General features: G+C 58.3%; 14 protein-coding genes. 7 read left to right on the top strand and 7 right to left on the bottom strand.

Annotated features, from left to right (window positions below):
* Positions 1–171 precede the first annotated feature (171 nt).
* Positions 172–1,047 (top strand): M48 family metalloprotease, encoded by an 876-nt coding sequence (locus tag B2G88_RS00810; RefSeq protein ID WP_054863745.1) that lies wholly within the window; start codon positions 172–174, stop codon positions 1,045–1,047.
* Between the two features lie 31 nt (positions 1,048–1,078).
* On the opposite strand, the gene B2G88_RS00815 is transcribed toward B2G88_RS00810, so the two are convergent.
* A complete protein-coding gene (locus B2G88_RS00815; RefSeq protein ID WP_054863755.1) occupies positions 1,079–1,519 on the bottom strand; it encodes a DUF4385 family protein in 441 nt (146 codons plus the stop codon).
* Between the two features lie 292 nt (positions 1,520–1,811).
* On the opposite strand from B2G88_RS00815, the gene B2G88_RS00820 reads away from it, so the two are divergent.
* A complete protein-coding gene (locus B2G88_RS00820) occupies positions 1,812–2,837 on the top strand; it encodes an LLM class flavin-dependent oxidoreductase (protein ID WP_087714271.1) in 1,026 nt (341 codons plus the stop codon).
* Positions 2,838–2,904: 67 nt separating this feature from the next.
* Positions 2,905–3,183: a hypothetical protein gene (locus B2G88_RS00825; RefSeq protein WP_054863746.1), complete on the top strand. Its 279-nt coding sequence runs from the start codon at positions 2,905–2,907 to the stop codon at positions 3,181–3,183.
* A gap of 5 nt (positions 3,184–3,188) precedes the next feature.
* Here B2G88_RS00825 and B2G88_RS00830 read toward each other — a convergent pair whose 3' ends face one another.
* From B2G88_RS00830 to B2G88_RS00840, 3 genes are all read right to left on the bottom strand, one after another.
* On the bottom strand, positions 3,189–3,959 hold the full coding sequence (locus tag B2G88_RS00830; RefSeq protein ID WP_087713713.1) for an ABC transporter permease: 771 nt from the start codon (positions 3,957–3,959) through the stop codon (positions 3,189–3,191).
* Entirely contained in the window at positions 3,956–4,975 is a 1,020-nt protein-coding gene (locus B2G88_RS00835; RefSeq protein WP_054863748.1) for an ABC transporter ATP-binding protein, read from the bottom strand. Before B2G88_RS00835 ends, B2G88_RS00830 begins: the two co-directional genes overlap by 4 nt.
* 141 nt (positions 4,976–5,116) lie before the next feature.
* Positions 5,117–6,454 (bottom strand): metallophosphoesterase, encoded by a 1,338-nt coding sequence (locus B2G88_RS00840; RefSeq protein ID WP_054863749.1) that lies wholly within the window; start codon positions 6,452–6,454, stop codon positions 5,117–5,119.
* Positions 6,455–6,606: 152 nt separating this feature from the next.
* Between B2G88_RS00840 and B2G88_RS00845 the strand changes: the two genes are divergently transcribed.
* The gene (locus B2G88_RS00845; RefSeq protein WP_087713714.1) at positions 6,607–7,281 is read left to right on the top strand and encodes a DUF502 domain-containing protein; all 675 of its coding nucleotides are present in this window, start codon (positions 6,607–6,609) and stop codon (positions 7,279–7,281) included.
* Between the two features lie 186 nt (positions 7,282–7,467).
* On the top strand, positions 7,468–8,091 hold the full coding sequence (locus B2G88_RS00850; RefSeq protein ID WP_087713715.1) for a TetR/AcrR family transcriptional regulator: 624 nt from the start codon (positions 7,468–7,470) through the stop codon (positions 8,089–8,091).
* Between the two features lie 1,140 nt (positions 8,092–9,231).
* Here B2G88_RS00850 and lrp read toward each other — a convergent pair.
* Positions 9,232–9,690: an HTH-type transcriptional regulator Lrp gene (gene lrp / locus B2G88_RS00855; RefSeq protein WP_054863750.1), complete on the bottom strand. Its 459-nt coding sequence runs from the start codon at positions 9,688–9,690 to the stop codon at positions 9,232–9,234.
* A gap of 178 nt (positions 9,691–9,868) precedes the next feature.
* Between lrp and hpt the strand changes: the two genes are divergently transcribed.
* Together hpt and B2G88_RS00865 are read left to right on the top strand one after the other, a co-directional pair.
* Positions 9,869–10,423, top strand: coding sequence for a hypoxanthine/guanine phosphoribosyltransferase (gene hpt, locus B2G88_RS00860; RefSeq protein WP_054863751.1), 555 nt, complete (start codon positions 9,869–9,871; stop codon positions 10,421–10,423).
* Between the two features lie 120 nt (positions 10,424–10,543).
* Positions 10,544–11,938 (top strand): uracil-xanthine permease family protein, encoded by a 1,395-nt coding sequence (locus tag B2G88_RS00865; protein WP_054863752.1) that lies wholly within the window; start codon positions 10,544–10,546, stop codon positions 11,936–11,938.
* A 30-nt stretch (positions 11,939–11,968) separates the two neighbouring features.
* Here the strand turns inward: B2G88_RS00865 and B2G88_RS00870 are convergent, their stop codons facing one another.
* Together B2G88_RS00870 and B2G88_RS00875 are read right to left on the bottom strand one after the other, a co-directional pair.
* Positions 11,969–12,697 (bottom strand): bacteriorhodopsin, encoded by a 729-nt coding sequence (locus B2G88_RS00870; RefSeq protein ID WP_054863753.1) that lies wholly within the window; start codon positions 12,695–12,697, stop codon positions 11,969–11,971.
* Positions 12,694–14,322 carry a methyl-accepting chemotaxis protein gene (locus tag B2G88_RS00875; protein ID WP_087713716.1) on the bottom strand — a complete coding sequence of 543 codons (1,629 nt, stop codon included), beginning with the start codon at positions 14,320–14,322 and terminating at the stop codon, positions 12,694–12,696. The genes B2G88_RS00870 and B2G88_RS00875 overlap by 4 nt, the downstream gene beginning before the upstream one ends.
* Positions 14,323–14,534 lie beyond the last annotated feature (212 nt).

A 14,534-nucleotide genomic window follows, 5' to 3' on the forward strand; every position in this document is an offset into this window, starting at 1 on the left:
AATCCGTTTGTCTTTGTGTGCAACCAACGGAATCAAACCGTTTCCTTCGTACTCGCGGGACATCTCATTCCTGACCCTCGGGAGGGGAATCCCCTCTCTGATCAAAGCGGCGAGAAATTGATGGCAGCCACAACTAGTTATCTATATGTCTTCTCCGGCCGTTGTGTTCGTATGAACCAGCCGACTGACACCCGTCTCCTCGGACGGATGTTGTGTGCGCTCGTCCTCACGCTCGTCGGCTACGGCGTGTTACTTTGGGTCGTCTTTACGCTCGCACCCACGGGACTCGCAGTTGTGATTTGTGCCGTGTTGGCACTCGTCCTCATCGGCTGTGTCACGCAGGCCGACTACGTCGCCTACTGGGCGACGAACGCCGTCGCCATCGACCGCGAACAGTATCCGCCGCTGTACGACACCACCGACCGTCTCGCACGGCAAGCAGACATCCTGCGCCCGCCAGTCGCCGTTATCCCTGCCGACGAACCGAACGCGCTCTCGGCGGGAACGGGCTCGAGGACCGTCCTCTGTGTGACGACCGGACTCTTGAAAACGCTCGAGGAGGACGAACTCGAGGCGGTGCTTGCACACGAACTCGCCCATTTGAAGAACAGCGACTCGGCGGTGATGACGATTGCTGGATTCCCAACGACGATTGCGATTACCGCGATCACGCTGTCGACTCGAGCCCTGACGCCGACGACGATGTTTCTCGGGCTTCCGTTCTGGATTGCGATGTACGTTCTCTTTATCGGCGTCCCGGTCTATCTCGCCACGTTGCCGGGAACGCTCGTGCTCTCGCGATATCGCGAGTACGCTGCTGACCGTGGCGCCGTAGCCATTACGGGCAAGCCGTTTGCGCTCGCGAGCGCCCTCGCGACGTTGCACTCGACGCCCACGCCACCGGATACTGACCTCCGCCGCGTTGCCGGGTTCAACGCATTCTGTATCGTCCCCTCGCGGTCGCTGCTTCCGACGGGGGCGACGCATCCGCCGACGCACAAACGCATCCGCAGGCTGCGCCAGCTCCAGACCGACGCGGCGGAGTAACGGACCTCCCGACCACGTCCACGCAATCGCCTCACTCACTACGACCCCGATGGACTGACTCGAGTTCCTGATACCGCTCGTCGTCTCGAACGAGCGTGAGCCACACGTCGTAGACAAGTGCGGCGTTGCGCTTCTCACTGTCTGCCCAGTAGAGAGGTTCTCGCTCCTGTCCATTTTCATACTTTTGACCACCAGGGTATTTCGCGTATCGCATTGCCCGCGTGTAGCCCATTTGGAGGTACTTCCGTGCCATGTCCATTCCGACGAAATCGTCGCGATTTTTGTACCGCTGGAACTGCTCGTAGATGGCCTCCCCGCCATCGTCTGCCGTCTCCCGATCAGCGTATCCCCACAGCGGGAGGAGTTCAGACTTGTACGGCTGAACTTTGAACACGCCCTCCTCACCGCGGCCAATTTCGCACGCCTCCGGTTCTTTGCGGTAGTTTATGTCGTGTGAAACCTCGTCTGTCAGATGTGGTGGCGGAGTGGTCCCATCGTTTGTCTCAGTCGCTGTATCCATGTCAGCAGTCATCTCGTTTTTGGGATTGCTCGAGTGCTGTTCACCGTCTGTCATAGCACGGTTACACACTGGATTGACTTTGCGTTGATTCCGTCAGGTGCCACCTGTCTGCATCGTTCCCAGACACAGCCCACACATGAACCAGTCGCTTTTCAAATCATATGTGTAATATGATCAATTCACGAGTGTGTCGAACTGGAGTTCGGAGAATAACGACTATACGGCCACGTTCCCAATCGCCGCCATGGACGTTTCTATCGTCGATCTCGCGCCTGTTCCGGAGGGTGGGTCAGCGACCGACGCCTACGACAACACGGTCGAACTCGCGCAACTAGCCGACCGCCTCGGCTACGCGAGATACTGGCTCGCCGAACACCATGCGTTGGGTGACTCAATCGCCAGTACGACCCCGGAGGTTCTCATCGGCCACCTCGCGGCAGAAACGTCATCCATTCGAATCGGGTCTGGAACAATCTTGCTCAATCACTACAGCCCGTTCAAGGTCGCCGAAACGTTCAGTTCGCTCGACGGGCTGGCTCCCGACCGCGTCGACCTTGGTCTCGGGCGGGCAACGGGCGTCCCAGCGGCCGACCGTGCACTCGGCACCGACCGCCGTAAAGAGGACCCGGATGGCGACCACGCCGACAAAATCGAGGAAACCGCTCGCTACCTCTACGACGGCTTCTCCAATACCGACCCTGCCGCCGAACTCCAACTCGCCCGAAGCGACGACGGCGTTCCCGAAATCTGGGTCCTCGGCTCGAGTCCCTCGAGTGCGAAGATTGCGGCCGACCTCGGCCTGCGCTACTGCTTTGCGGCGTTTATCAGACCGACGCTCGCCGAACGCGCCTTCGAGGTCTATCGCGAGCACTTTGAGCCATCCGAATTCGGCGCTGGTCCCGACGAGCCAACGGGAATGCTGGCGATGAACGTCGCCTGTGCGGAAACCGATGACGAGGCCGCACGTCTCCGTGCCACTGCCGAAGCCTCCTACCAGCGAATGCGCCAGGGGGTCGCCGGTTCACTTCCTCCCGTCGAGGAGGCAATCGACGAACTCGGTGCCGTTCCCGACCCAACGCCGAACCCGCTGCCCGAGGATCGCTGGCCGCGCTCGATTTCGGGCAGTCCGGAAACGGTTTCCGACCTCCTCGAGCAACTGACCGACCGAGTTGGCGTCGACGAGGTAATCGTTCAAAATCTCATCGCCGACCACGACGACGTCCTGCGTTCACACGAGTTGCTCGCGGACGGCATCGGACTCGAAGGCTGATCGACGACAGTGCGTACTGTCTGGGTCACCACCGAGCTATTTCGGGCCAGTCGTTGAGTGGTTCCGTATGGAAACCGAAGAGACGGTTCAAGTCTGGCTCGTCGAACGGACGTATTCGGATGACGAGCAGAACCTGATTATTCTGACCTACGCGACGCCCGATGGCTCACAGTACTTTCGCAAAGAGCGAGCACTCACGTCGTCTGCTGACGTTCGGGAGACGACCGCGGCTGTCGATGCTGACCCAACAAATCTCGGCACTGTCGACGAGTCGGCACTGCGAGAGCAGTACGCCACTGAGGCACGGCGAATGGCCGCGGAACACGAGCCGGACGATGCGATATAAGGCGTTCAGACGGCTTCGACGCGCTCAAAGAGGTACGCGCCGAGGGCGACCATCGCAATCGACGAGAGTGACAGGAGCCCGGCGTTGAGCGCGACAGGGAACATCGACTCCTGAATCAGTACGGCGCGAAGCCCGTCGACGCCATACGTCAGCGGGTTCACGTAGGCGAGATACTGCACGGGGCCGGGCAGTCCTTCGATTGGGAACAGCGCTCCCGAGAGGAAAAACAGCGGGAAGATGATAAACTGGACGATCAGCATGAACCCCTCGCTGTCGCGGAACTGCGAGGCGAGTGCGATGCCGAAGCCGACGAACGTCACTGCGATCAGAACGAGAAAGCCAAACGCCAGCGGCAGCGAGAAGACACTCGCGAAGCGAAAGCCAAGCGGCACCGAGAACACGAGGATGAGAATCCCCTGCAAGAACGCGGTGGTCGACCCGCCGGCGATACGCCCGAGGACGATTGAGGTGCGACTGATCGGTGCGACCAGAATCTCTTTGAGAAAGCCGACGTCCCGATCAGAGAGAATCGAGAGACCGGCGAACGACGCTCCAAACATCATTGTGAAACCGACGATTCCGGGCACCAGATACTGGATGTAGTCGATGTCCTCGGAGAGTCCCGGCAGTGCCGCATCTTCGAACCCGTAGCCCAGAAAGACGAGAAAGAGCAGCGGCATCGATAGCGCCCCTGCGATGCGTGACGGCGTCCGCAGGAATCGCTTGACGTCTCGCAGCCACAGCCCGTAGATGCCGAGCGGGTCGATTCGGTTCATTGGATTCCCTCCGCTGACTCCGCTGGTTGCTCACCGACGGCTGTCGCCTCGCCTGTCCCCGTCCCCGCCCCCGCGGCGTTGCGTTCGTCGAGTGTACTGCCCGTCACCGAGAGGAACACGCTCTCGAGGTTGGGCTTTCGAAGATCAATCGAGGACAGTTGGACGTCGGCCGCGTCTGCGAGGCGCACGAGATCGGCAACCCTCGATTCGGCAGTATCGAGCGTGACGTGGATCGCCCCATCGGTTTCGGTGTATTCTGCAACCCAGGATTCGCGCTCGAGGCGCTCGCACAACGGCGCTGCGTCGGTTTCGACCTCGAGTGTGACGACGTCGCCACCGAGTGAGCCTTTGAGTGCGTCTGGCGTGTCGAGTGCGGCAATGGTGCCGTCGTCGACGATAGCGACACGGTCACAGAGCTGTTCGGCTTCCTCGATGTAGTGCGTTGTAAGGACAATCGAAATGCCGGCCTCCTCGTTCATTTGCTGGATGTACTCCCAGGTGTCGCGTCGTGACCGCGCGTCGAGACCGACAGTTGGCTCGTCCAAAAACAACACGGCAGGTTCGTGCATCAGTCCGCGCCCGATCTCGAGGCGGCGTTTCATGCCGCCGGAGTAGTGCTCGACGAGGTCGTCTCGTTCGTCGCTGAGATCGACCAACTCGAGGATTTCCTCGATGCGCTGTTCGCGTTCGGCTTTCGGCTGGCCGTACATGCGAGCGTGCAGGGCCAGGTTCTCCGCGCCGGTCAGTTCTTCGTCGAGTGCGGGTTCCTGAAAGACGATGCCGATGCTGTCGCGGACGGCCCCACGTTCGGTGAGGATGTCATGACCGTCGACCGTCGCGGTCCCGGCTGTCGGTTGGAGCAAGGTGACGAGCATTTTGATAAGCGTCGATTTGCCTGCGCCGTTCGGGCCGAGTAGGCCAAACAGTTCACCGGAGTCAACGGTAAACGTGAGGTCATCGACGGCAGTCACGTCGCCGAACTTCTTGGTCAGTCCGTCGACGGTTATCGCAGTCATTGCACACCGCTAGTTTCAGCAGACCAATCAATGTTTCCATCGTGACAAGACAGTCATGGACGCTGGCGGGAGCCTCTCTCATTACGGATGAGTGGACGGACAGCTACAGTCCGTCATCCACAGTGAATCAAACCGCGTGCGTCAGTGATCTGTTGGCTTCTCTTTCTTCTTGGCGACTGCATCCTCGAGGATGGTCTGTTCCGGAAGCTCGGGGTTGGGTGTGCGTCCGAGCGTCAACAGCCGTTCAGTGAGCGTGAGTTCCTCGCCGCTCGGACTTGGTTTTTCGATTGCCTGATGCTCGACGACGATATCGGTGTCTGTTGTGGCGATCCGGACGGCACAGAGCTGGTAGGACGGATAGAACACTGGCGGAAGCAGGCCGGTTACACCGTCTCGTCGGTGCAGTCGCTTGAGCCATGTTCCCGAATTGACGAGCAGTCGGCCGTCGACTCGCCGATTTTCTGGGCGGTGCGTGTGTCCGTAGCAGAAAATCGCCGTCTCGGGGCACTCCTCGAAGACGTCTCGTGCCGCCGTATCGTACGGTTTCGCCGGATCGACCGTCAGATCGGTCTCGAGGATGCCAAAGCGGTCAATCGTGCGCGTGATGTCCCGGCGAAGGAAGTACACTGGGACACCAACGAGCAACAGCAGGCCGGCAACGGCGATGTTGGCAGCCAGCAGGTACCAGACGGCGGTGCCAGCGATGCCGAACTGGCCAAGAAATGCCGTGGCGTCGTCGACCGGCTGTGACCAGATGCCCGCCAGGTCCAGCCCTGCAAGGATCGCGAGAAGCGCACTGATGTTGAACAGCAGCAAAAACGGCACCAGCGCGTACCGCAACAGCGGGTTCATCTCACGATAGAAGTACTTCGAAGCCAGCCAGATCGGCATCCATTCAGTCGGTGTCACCGCCTGAACGTCCTTGAGCCAGTTGTATCGGCCACGGTCGGACACTTGCCCAGCCCGGCTCGTTACGAGCGTGTTGTAGTAGTAGCCAAGCGGTGACGCATGGGGACTCCCCCAGTCTTCGATCCGATTGTTGGGGTCCTGTTGATTGCCGTGTTCGAAATAGATCGTCCGATCACCGAGTTGGCGGCTGGTCGATTGCTCCTGGACGAGATCGACATTGTACGCCGCAAATCGCTCGACGTACGCATCGTATGCTGCGAGTTCGTGATCGTGGTTCCCCGGAAGGAGTGTAATCGGGATCTGTTCGCCCGTCGCACGCAACTGCTCGAAGAGCCTCGGATACGTCTCCTCGAGTAAGTCGAACTTCTCGATGCCATCGACCTGGGTAATCTCCCACAGTCCGAACGCATCGCCGTTGATCACTAACTCGGCGTTTTCATCCGTCGTCTCGAGGCGCTCGAGAAACGCGAGTAACTCATCGAGAAACGGCGCTTCCTCGAGTTGTTCGTCACCACCGATGTGTAGATCGCTGAGTACGTAATAGACACGATCATCGTCGGTGTCGGCCATTACCCACGGATTAGGCCGTTCCGTGAAAAAGATTGAGTTTTTGGGCGACGAGAGGGCAACGGCGATTCGTCTGCGCTGGTTGTCTCTCGGTGTGACGATAGATTGATTAGTCTCGCTGGCAGATTTCGTGTACAGACGAGACGGGTAGAAAAATGGGTATTTGGAAACGAGATCTCGCCCGTGGCTTGGTTGTCGTCGCGCCAGTACTCGTTACCGGATTCGTCCTCTATCTTCTCTATGGCTTTATCGAAGGTCTCACGCCTGGGTTTCTCGTACCCAACTGGCTTCTCGAGGGCCTCATTGCGGATGAAACGGTGCGTGAACAGGCAACCGAATTTCTTCGGGTTGGCGTCTCGCTTAGTCTCCTTTTAGTCGTTCTCTACGCGTGTGGATCGTTGATGCGAACTGCCATCGGCCCGGCTGCTGAACGGGTGTTCGACGCCAGCGCAAACTACATCCCCGGCGTTCGGATGGTCTACAACGCCTCCAAGACAGCCGCCGAAACTGCCGTTGGCGACCAGGACCAGCTCCAGGAACCCGTCAGACTCGAGGTTTGGGACGAGATTCGAATGACGGCGTTCAAAACCGGCCAACCAGCCCCCGACGAGCGCGAACTGTACTTTATTCCGACCGCTCCGAACATCACGACCGGCTTTCTCGTCGAAGCCCATCCTGACGAGGTGACCTCACTCGAGGAAACCTCAGAAGAGGCACTGACACGCGTCCTGAGCGCCGGATTCGGCGATGCGGATACCGACCGCGGGATGCGGGGTGGTGTTCCCATTGATGTTATTGCTGAGTCCCGTGAGCCGCGTTCTGAGCGCTAAGTTGTCGCGCAGGCTCTCCATGCGGTCGTACTCAGACAGCTACTCTGGGAACTCACACAGTGGACCAGCGTCTCGAGGTATTATCCCAGCCGTGATAGGTTCTCGATTGTATCGAGGGACTGATGGTGTCTGGTGTATCCGATCTGGATCCGGGATTATTTATGTTGTATTCTCATTTGGGAGCGTATGGCCGACACATCGGGCACGAACTGGTCGGGGTCCGAGGGGGAGGAACCTGTTGATACGAACGCGGAAATTATGTGGGCAGTGTACCGAGCACTGTCGAAAAACGGCTATCCGGAGCTAACGATGTCACAGATCGCAGCCGAGTTCGAAAAGAGTAAAGGATTACTGTACTATCATTATGACAGTAAAGAAGCGATCCTGAACGATTTCTTTACGCACCTGTGTGAGCGACTCGAGACCTCACTGGTCGACGACGAGTACGATGATCCGGCCGAACAACTCTGGGCAGTCATCGAGCGCATCCTACCAGCAGCGATGGACGACGAACAACTCGAGTTTCGGCAGGCGTTTTTTGAGGCTCGGTCACAGGCACCACACAATCGCTCCTATCACGAACAAATCCGGCGGTCTGACCATATCATTATCGAGACACTCGAGGAAACGATTGCGTGGGGTGTCGACACTGGCCAGTTCACTGACGTCTCCCCTGAGGATCATGCAGAACTGCTCTTTTCGTTGCTCTATGGCTGCTTAGAGCGTGGCACCGCACTCGAGGATCAGGACCTCATCGACCGCAATCGACAGCTCATCGAAGCACATATCGAACGAACGTTACTCGAGTAGAGTCTCCGTTCTCGGAGTTCCATTGTGCCGATATGGATGCCTCCTATTCGTGCTCCGTAGGAGGCTATTTTGGCTGTCGCGGGGTGTCGACGCCACGTACACTATATCTTACATTCATACGAATGTAATGAAAAACGCTCGCTCTTACTGACCGATTGGTCAGCGTGCGACTTAAAACTTACTGACTATTCAGTCAACGATCCGACGCTGTTTCGTCTCCACTCCAGCGGCGCCTCTGCCGTGCCCGCCTGGTTCCACATCGAGAAACGAGGCAACAGACCTATATTGACTGAACGGTTAGTCATTGATGCTGGGTTCCACCAGCTCGCTTCGCCACGACAGTGGTTGCCCCATCACCGTCGTCGTGAAGGGAGTGGACCGAACGCTACCAGGGATTTCACCAGTCCCAGGCGTGTTGGTCCATCTTTCTCTCTCTTTGCCTCTCCACTAACTTCACACTGTTCTGTGCTTCTGGACATATGTTCAGTATCCGCTGCTCTCCTCGAGTATGGTGATTTCTCTTTTTTGCCATACGTCGGCTTCTCCAGTATACTGGTACTATTATGACTCTCCTGAAATATATGGTATTTTGAACTTCTGTACTACTCTGTCTCATCGTCTTTTCCACTCACCAGTTCCCCTCGTGTGGAGAGACTCTTGACACTCGAGAAGTGTGTTGGATTCGCTGATCGGCAGTGGGACACGGTGACTGTATACTATCGAGAGTTATCTACAAACCCGTTTAATTCCTGGTAGACGACGATTTGGCGCTGTCCGGCAGTATGAATCACTGTCTCTAATGGATGCTGCAAGTCATACTCCGATGACCAGTCAACTGTTACTCGAGATATCTATACGAACGTGTTCCTCGCCACACTCAGTTTTGACTCGAGCAAAAACTACCGATTTACTATACTACTCCCTTACCTGTTATTCTTTCGCATTCTGAATTCGAGCGGCCTCGATCACCGTGACACACCATCCGCTCTCGGTTGGAGACAGACAGAACGTCGGTCTGTACACCCGTCTGCGCTCGAGGCCCCAGCGCAAACGACTGTGAGAGGTTGGTAGACGGACAGTGGCCGTTGTTCCGGTGCGACACGACTGTCGTGGGTCTCACCAAGACCCGTTACAACAGTACTACTCGTCGGTGTTCAGTTCGAACTGTTCGTTCTCGCTGACGCTGTTGAGAACGACACTGGTGTTCGACTGATTGATGTCTGGATCGGTCAGCAGCGCCTTAATCTGGTCGTTCATGTCGTCTGTATCGGTGAACTTGCCAATCGCGATGACGTCGTAGTTGCCGGTGACTTCGTAGACGGAAATCATCTGCTCGTGATCTTGCAGTGTCTCCGTAATCTCGGGCAGGGCGTTCCCCTCGGCTTTGAGTTGCATAATCGCCGTGACGTCGTAGCCGACCTCATCGTAGTTGAGGACCGGCGTATAGCCCTCGATGACGCCTTCGTCCTCGAGGTCAGAGAGGTGATTCGAGACGGTTGTAACCGAAACGTCCAGTTCTTCGGCGAGGCTTCGCAGGCTTGCACGGCCGTTCCCAAGCAGTTCGTTGACGAGGTCCGAGTCGAGATGTTCGTACGTCATACTGAAGGTTGACTCGCTTCCACTACTAGATGTTTACGAAAATACGATTAATTGCATGAAACGATACGTCTGTTAAGGGACTGAGCATACATTATTGTGCCATAGGTATTCGGAACCGAGTGAATCGACAGGGAGTCGAGAGCGAACGACTTTTCCATGGATTTTCCGAACCAGCAGTATGGACCGACTCCTCGCGTCACTGGATGATGCCCCGATTATCGACAAGGACGGCTACGAGTACCTCGTCCACCCGATCAGTAACGGCGTGCCACGACTCGAGCCAGACCTGTTGCGGGAAGTCGTCGTCGAGGTCATGCAGACGGCTGACCTGGATGTCGACAAAATCGTCGCACCCGAAGCGATGGGCATTCACCTCGCGACGGCGCTCTCGCTGCAGACTGACATCCCACTCGTTGTGATCCGCAAGCGTCCGTACGGCCTCGAGGGCGAGGTCTCGCTGCACCAGGAAACGGGCTACTCGGAGTCGGAGATGTACATCAACGATATCGAAGAGGGCGACCGGGTCGTGATCGTCGACGATATGCTCTCGACGGGTGGCACGCTCGCGGCGATCTGCCAGGCGCTCGATGACATCGGTGCCGACATCGCCGATATCGTCGTCGTGATGCGAAAAGTCGGCGACTCCGCACTCGATGACACCGAATACGACGCAACGAGTCTGATCGATATTACGGTCGAGGATGGCGATGTGACGGTACACGACGACCAGTAGTTCCGACTAGCTCTCGCCCCTGAGGTATGCACTTCCGTGCACATATTTGCACCACTAGGGACGAAATAGACGTATTTACGAAGCTTTTTGTACACCTATCTGCAACGTGGCGGCCACACAATGTCGTCTAACACGGATGGGGGCGTTCAGATCGAATACGGCGTTGACGAGAAGCCGCCGTTGTCGAAATCACTCTTGCTCGGGGTACAGCATATCGCCGTGATGATCGTGCCAGCGACGGCGGTCGCGTACATCGTCGCCGGTGACGTGGGTCTCAGCGTCGCGGATACGGCCTACATCGTCCAGATGGTGATGCTGTTCTCGGGGATTGCAACGATGATTCAGGCCTATACTATCGGCCCAGTCGGGGCTCGACTGCCGATTGTCATGGGCTCGAGTTTTACGTTCGTCGGGGCGTCGGTCTCGATTGGGCTTGACTACGGCTTAGCGGCCGTATTCGGCGCAATTTTGGTCACCGGTTTCGTCGTCGAAGGACTCATCGGCTGGCAGTTCAAGCGGATCAAACCCTTCTTCCCGCCGCTCGTCACGGGACTCGTCGTCGTGATCATTGGTCTCTACTTGATCCCCGTCGCGATGGACTATGCAGCGGGTGGTGCCGATGCCGCAGACTTCGGCGCACTCCACAACCTCGGATTGGCCGGTCTCGTACTGCTCGTTGCCGTCGTCCTCAACATGCTCACACGCGGTGTGACTCGCTTACTCAGCGTGCTCATCAGCATCGTCGTTGGCTACGTTGCCGCCATCGCGCTCACGTTCGGTACCGGCCTCGAGATCGTGGACTTCTCGCCGGTTGGGGATGCTGCGCTGATCGCGTTCCCCGAGCCAACGCGCTTTGGCCTCGAGTTCGAGCCGATTGCGATTGCAACGTTCGCCGTGCTCTTTCTCGTCTCGGCGATGGAAACGGTCGGCGACATGTCGGGCGTGACCGCTGCTGAAGGCCGGAACCCGACGACAAAGGAGTTCCGCGGTGGCCTGTTTAACGATGGATTCTTGAGTTCGATTGGCTCAGTTTTCGCTGCGTTCCCGATCACCTCGTTCTCCCAGAACGTCGGCATCGTGAACTTCACGGGCGTGATGAGTCGTCACGTCGTGGGTATCGGCGGCGGTATCCTCGCACTGCTCGGCCTGAGTCCAATCGTCGGCGCTGCTGTCACGACGATTCCGTCGTCCGTCTTCGGCGGTGCGGTCTTGCTCATGGCCGGCATGGTTGCCGCAAGTGGCGTTCGGCTCATTATCACGAACGCGAGCCTCGACCGCCGAAATATGGTTATCGTCGCCGTGTCGCTCGGACTCGGCCTCGGAATCGCGACCACGCCCGAAGCGCTTTCCGGACTGCCAAGCGACGCCGAACTGTTCTTCGGCCAGCCAGTCATCGTCACGGCACTCTCTGCACTCCTGCTCAACACGTTCGTTCCTGGCCCGCAGAGTCCGCTGTTTGACCGCTCACAGCCCGAGCAAGCCGAATCAGAAGCAGCCGTCTCGAGCGACGACTGACACGAATAGTACTCGCAAAAACGCCGCCGCTCAGGCTGCGTCGGGCTGTGACTCGGACTCGAGGTGGTCCGGGTCGGATCTAAGCGAGAGCAGCCGTCGGTTCTGTGCGGTCTCGGCGAGCGCGTCTCGACTCCGAAGCACGATGCCACCAAAGCCGATGACAATGATCGCTTCCACGTAGATCGCGAGGAGTTGGCTGATAAAGTCATCAGTCAGCGCTGCTGCCTCGCCGAGCATGCCGGTAACGACGAGTGCAATCCAGCCGAGAACGATGAGATTCCGCAGTTTCGTATAGAGGAGCCGTCGCTCCCCGCTGACCCCTGCAACTGCCTGCATGAACGGGCCGAACAGCAGGTAAATCCCGGCAGCGAGCAACACGAACGGCGCAAGCGTCAGGATCGTCCCAATCGTTCCCTCGAGTTGCCAGCTTGCGTAGGTCACCCACAGGCGCGCAAGCACGATGGCGAGCAACGCAGCGGTGAGGCGGCGTCCAGCACCGGCAACGCCAGCGACCACGAGACAGATCATGCTCCAGAGGCCAGTGTAGCCAGCGAACCGGATGAAATCTGTTTCAAGTGCCGCCATGTCGGCAGCGCCCATCAGTACGTACGAGACGGTCATCGTTCCGGATGCAACGACAGCGGCGTATCCGTAGTGGCGCCCCATCGCAGGCAAGCTACGGGCACTCCACAGGAGCACCAGCGTCGTCAGCCCGAGAACGCCTGCAGCGGCCAACGTGATCAGATGCGTTTCGATCATCGAATCGCACCTCCGCTCGCCGCGATCCGTCGATTAGTGACGGTAAACGCATCGAGCAGTTCGCGAAGGTCGATTGCATCGTCCTCGAGTCCGGTTGCCGTCCCGGAGACAGTCTCGATTGTCGCCGTCGTCTCCTCGGCTGCGGCAGCAGCCTGCTGTGCCGTACTCGTCGTCTCGTTCGAGACGGCCGCCACATCGTCGACAATCGTCGCTAACTCCTGGGCCGAGTCAGCCTGATCGTCAGCCGTGTGCGCGATCTCCTGAATGCTTTCGTCGACGTGTTCGACTTGGCTAGTGATCGTCTCCTGTCGCGACTCGAGGTCAGCGACGAGCGACGCCGTCTCCTCGAGTTCGGCATCGACCGTCGTAATGTCGGCTGCCGTCGCTTCGGTCCGATTGCGGATCGACTCGAGTGTCGTCTCGATTTCGTCGACCGCGTCCATCGTCTCCTCGGCAAGCGATTTGATCTCGCTTGCGACGACCGCGAAGCCGTCGCCGTCCTCGCCGGCCGTTGCCGCCTCAATCGAGGCGTTCAGCGCGAGCAGGTTCGTCTGATCAGCGATGTCGTCGATCAACGCGATAATCTCGCCGATTTGGTCGGTTTCACGCTCAAGTTCGTCGACTCGGTCAACGACGGTATTGGTGTTTTCGACGAGCGAGTCCGTCGTCGTCGCGGCGGTCGCCGCCACGGACTGGCCCTCAGCGGCGAGCGCTGCGACTTCCTGGGACTGGTCTGCGATGGCGGCCGTCGTTGAGGCGACTTCCTCGGTCGCCGCCGAAAGGTCGCTGACCTCACTCGCTGCGACATCGAGTTCTTCGGTCTGTGATGCTGCCCCCTCTGCGATTTCCTGAACAGAGGTTGCGACCTCCTCGCTCGCATCTCGGATCTGCCCGCTCGAGTGCTGGAGTTCGGTCGCTGCGTCTCCAACCGTCTCTGCGGACGTCTGGATTTCAGTAATCGTCTCGGTCATCGTGTCGACCATCTCGTTGAACGAGTTGGCGATGGCGACGATTGCCTCGTTATCCGTGGTCGGCTCGAGGCGCTGGCTGAGGTCGCCGTCAGCGCAGGCGTCCATCGTTTCCGAGAATCGTTCGGCTTCGGCGATCAACGCCTCGTTTTGCTGTTCGACTTTCCGGCGGGTCTCCTCAACGCGCTGTCGTTCCTGTTCAACTTCCTCGGCGCGCTGTTCGGCGTCCTGTTTGGCCGCCTGTGCACGCTCTTGCTCGGCCTCGAGGTTCGCAACTGACTCCTCGAGCGAGTCGCGCATTTCCCCAATCGTGGCGTACAACTGCCCGATTTCGTCGATTCGATCCGTCTCGAGGTCGACGTCGAACTCGCCGTCACCGATCTGTTCGGTTTTCGAACTGAGTTGCTGGAGCGAGAGTGCAGTGTTGCCGCCGGTAACGATACCGAACAGGCCGAGATTCATGAAGAAAACCACCAAGAGACCAGTCAGCGCGCCAATCGCGCGGTTCGTTGCTTCCTCGGCTGGACCCGAAGCGACGTAGTAACCAAAAATAACGCCGAACGCGAGTGTCACGGCGATAATCACCCCAAGCGAGGCGGTAATTTTCGTGCTGTACTGCCGACGGATGTGCCGTGGGACGACGGCTGTGGTCGTCACTGGCGCCCCCCGTGTTCTGTCTGTGTGCCCATCATCGTTTCTCACCGACTCATCTCGGACGCACTGGGATAATTGTTATTGCCGTCTGATATGTCGTCATCATCTATTGACATCTGGGACACTGAAGAAACAGAACCTCCGTTTAGATCTATTTTCGAAGACGAAGAAGTCGTAACCCGAGTACGAACGACGCAATCACTTAGATGACATTT

Source organism: Natronolimnobius baerhuensis (assembly GCF_002177135.1).
Taxonomy (GTDB): Archaea; Halobacteriota; Halobacteria; order Halobacteriales; family Natrialbaceae; genus Natronolimnobius; species Natronolimnobius baerhuensis.

Bases quoted from the DNA above. Each gene is read 5' to 3' on its own strand.
- B2G88_RS00810 (WP_054863745.1), top strand. From the start codon at position 172: ATGAACCAGCCGACTGACACCCGTCTCCTCGGACGGATGTTGTGTGCG.
- B2G88_RS00820 (WP_087714271.1), top strand. From the start codon at position 1,812: ATGGACGTTTCTATCGTCGATCTCGCGCCTGTTCCGGAGGGTGGGTCA.
- B2G88_RS00825 (WP_054863746.1), top strand. From the start codon at position 2,905: ATGGAAACCGAAGAGACGGTTCAAGTCTGGCTCGTCGAACGGACGTAT.
- B2G88_RS00830 (WP_087713713.1), bottom strand. From the start codon at position 3,959: ATGAACCGAATCGACCCGCTCGGCATCTACGGGCTGTGGCTGCGAGAC.
- B2G88_RS00835 (WP_054863748.1), bottom strand. From the start codon at position 4,975: ATGACTGCGATAACCGTCGACGGACTGACCAAGAAGTTCGGCGACGTG.
- B2G88_RS00840 (WP_054863749.1), bottom strand. From the start codon at position 6,454: ATGGCCGACACCGACGATGATCGTGTCTATTACGTACTCAGCGATCTA.
- B2G88_RS00845 (WP_087713714.1), top strand. From the start codon at position 6,607: ATGGGTATTTGGAAACGAGATCTCGCCCGTGGCTTGGTTGTCGTCGCG.
- B2G88_RS00850 (WP_087713715.1), top strand. From the start codon at position 7,468: ATGGCCGACACATCGGGCACGAACTGGTCGGGGTCCGAGGGGGAGGAA.
- lrp (WP_054863750.1), bottom strand. From the start codon at position 9,690: ATGACGTACGAACATCTCGACTCGGACCTCGTCAACGAACTGCTTGGG.
- hpt (WP_054863751.1), top strand. From the start codon at position 9,869: ATGGACCGACTCCTCGCGTCACTGGATGATGCCCCGATTATCGACAAG.
- B2G88_RS00865 (WP_054863752.1), top strand. From the start codon at position 10,544: ATGTCGTCTAACACGGATGGGGGCGTTCAGATCGAATACGGCGTTGAC.
- B2G88_RS00870 (WP_054863753.1), bottom strand. From the start codon at position 12,697: ATGATCGAAACGCATCTGATCACGTTGGCCGCTGCAGGCGTTCTCGGG.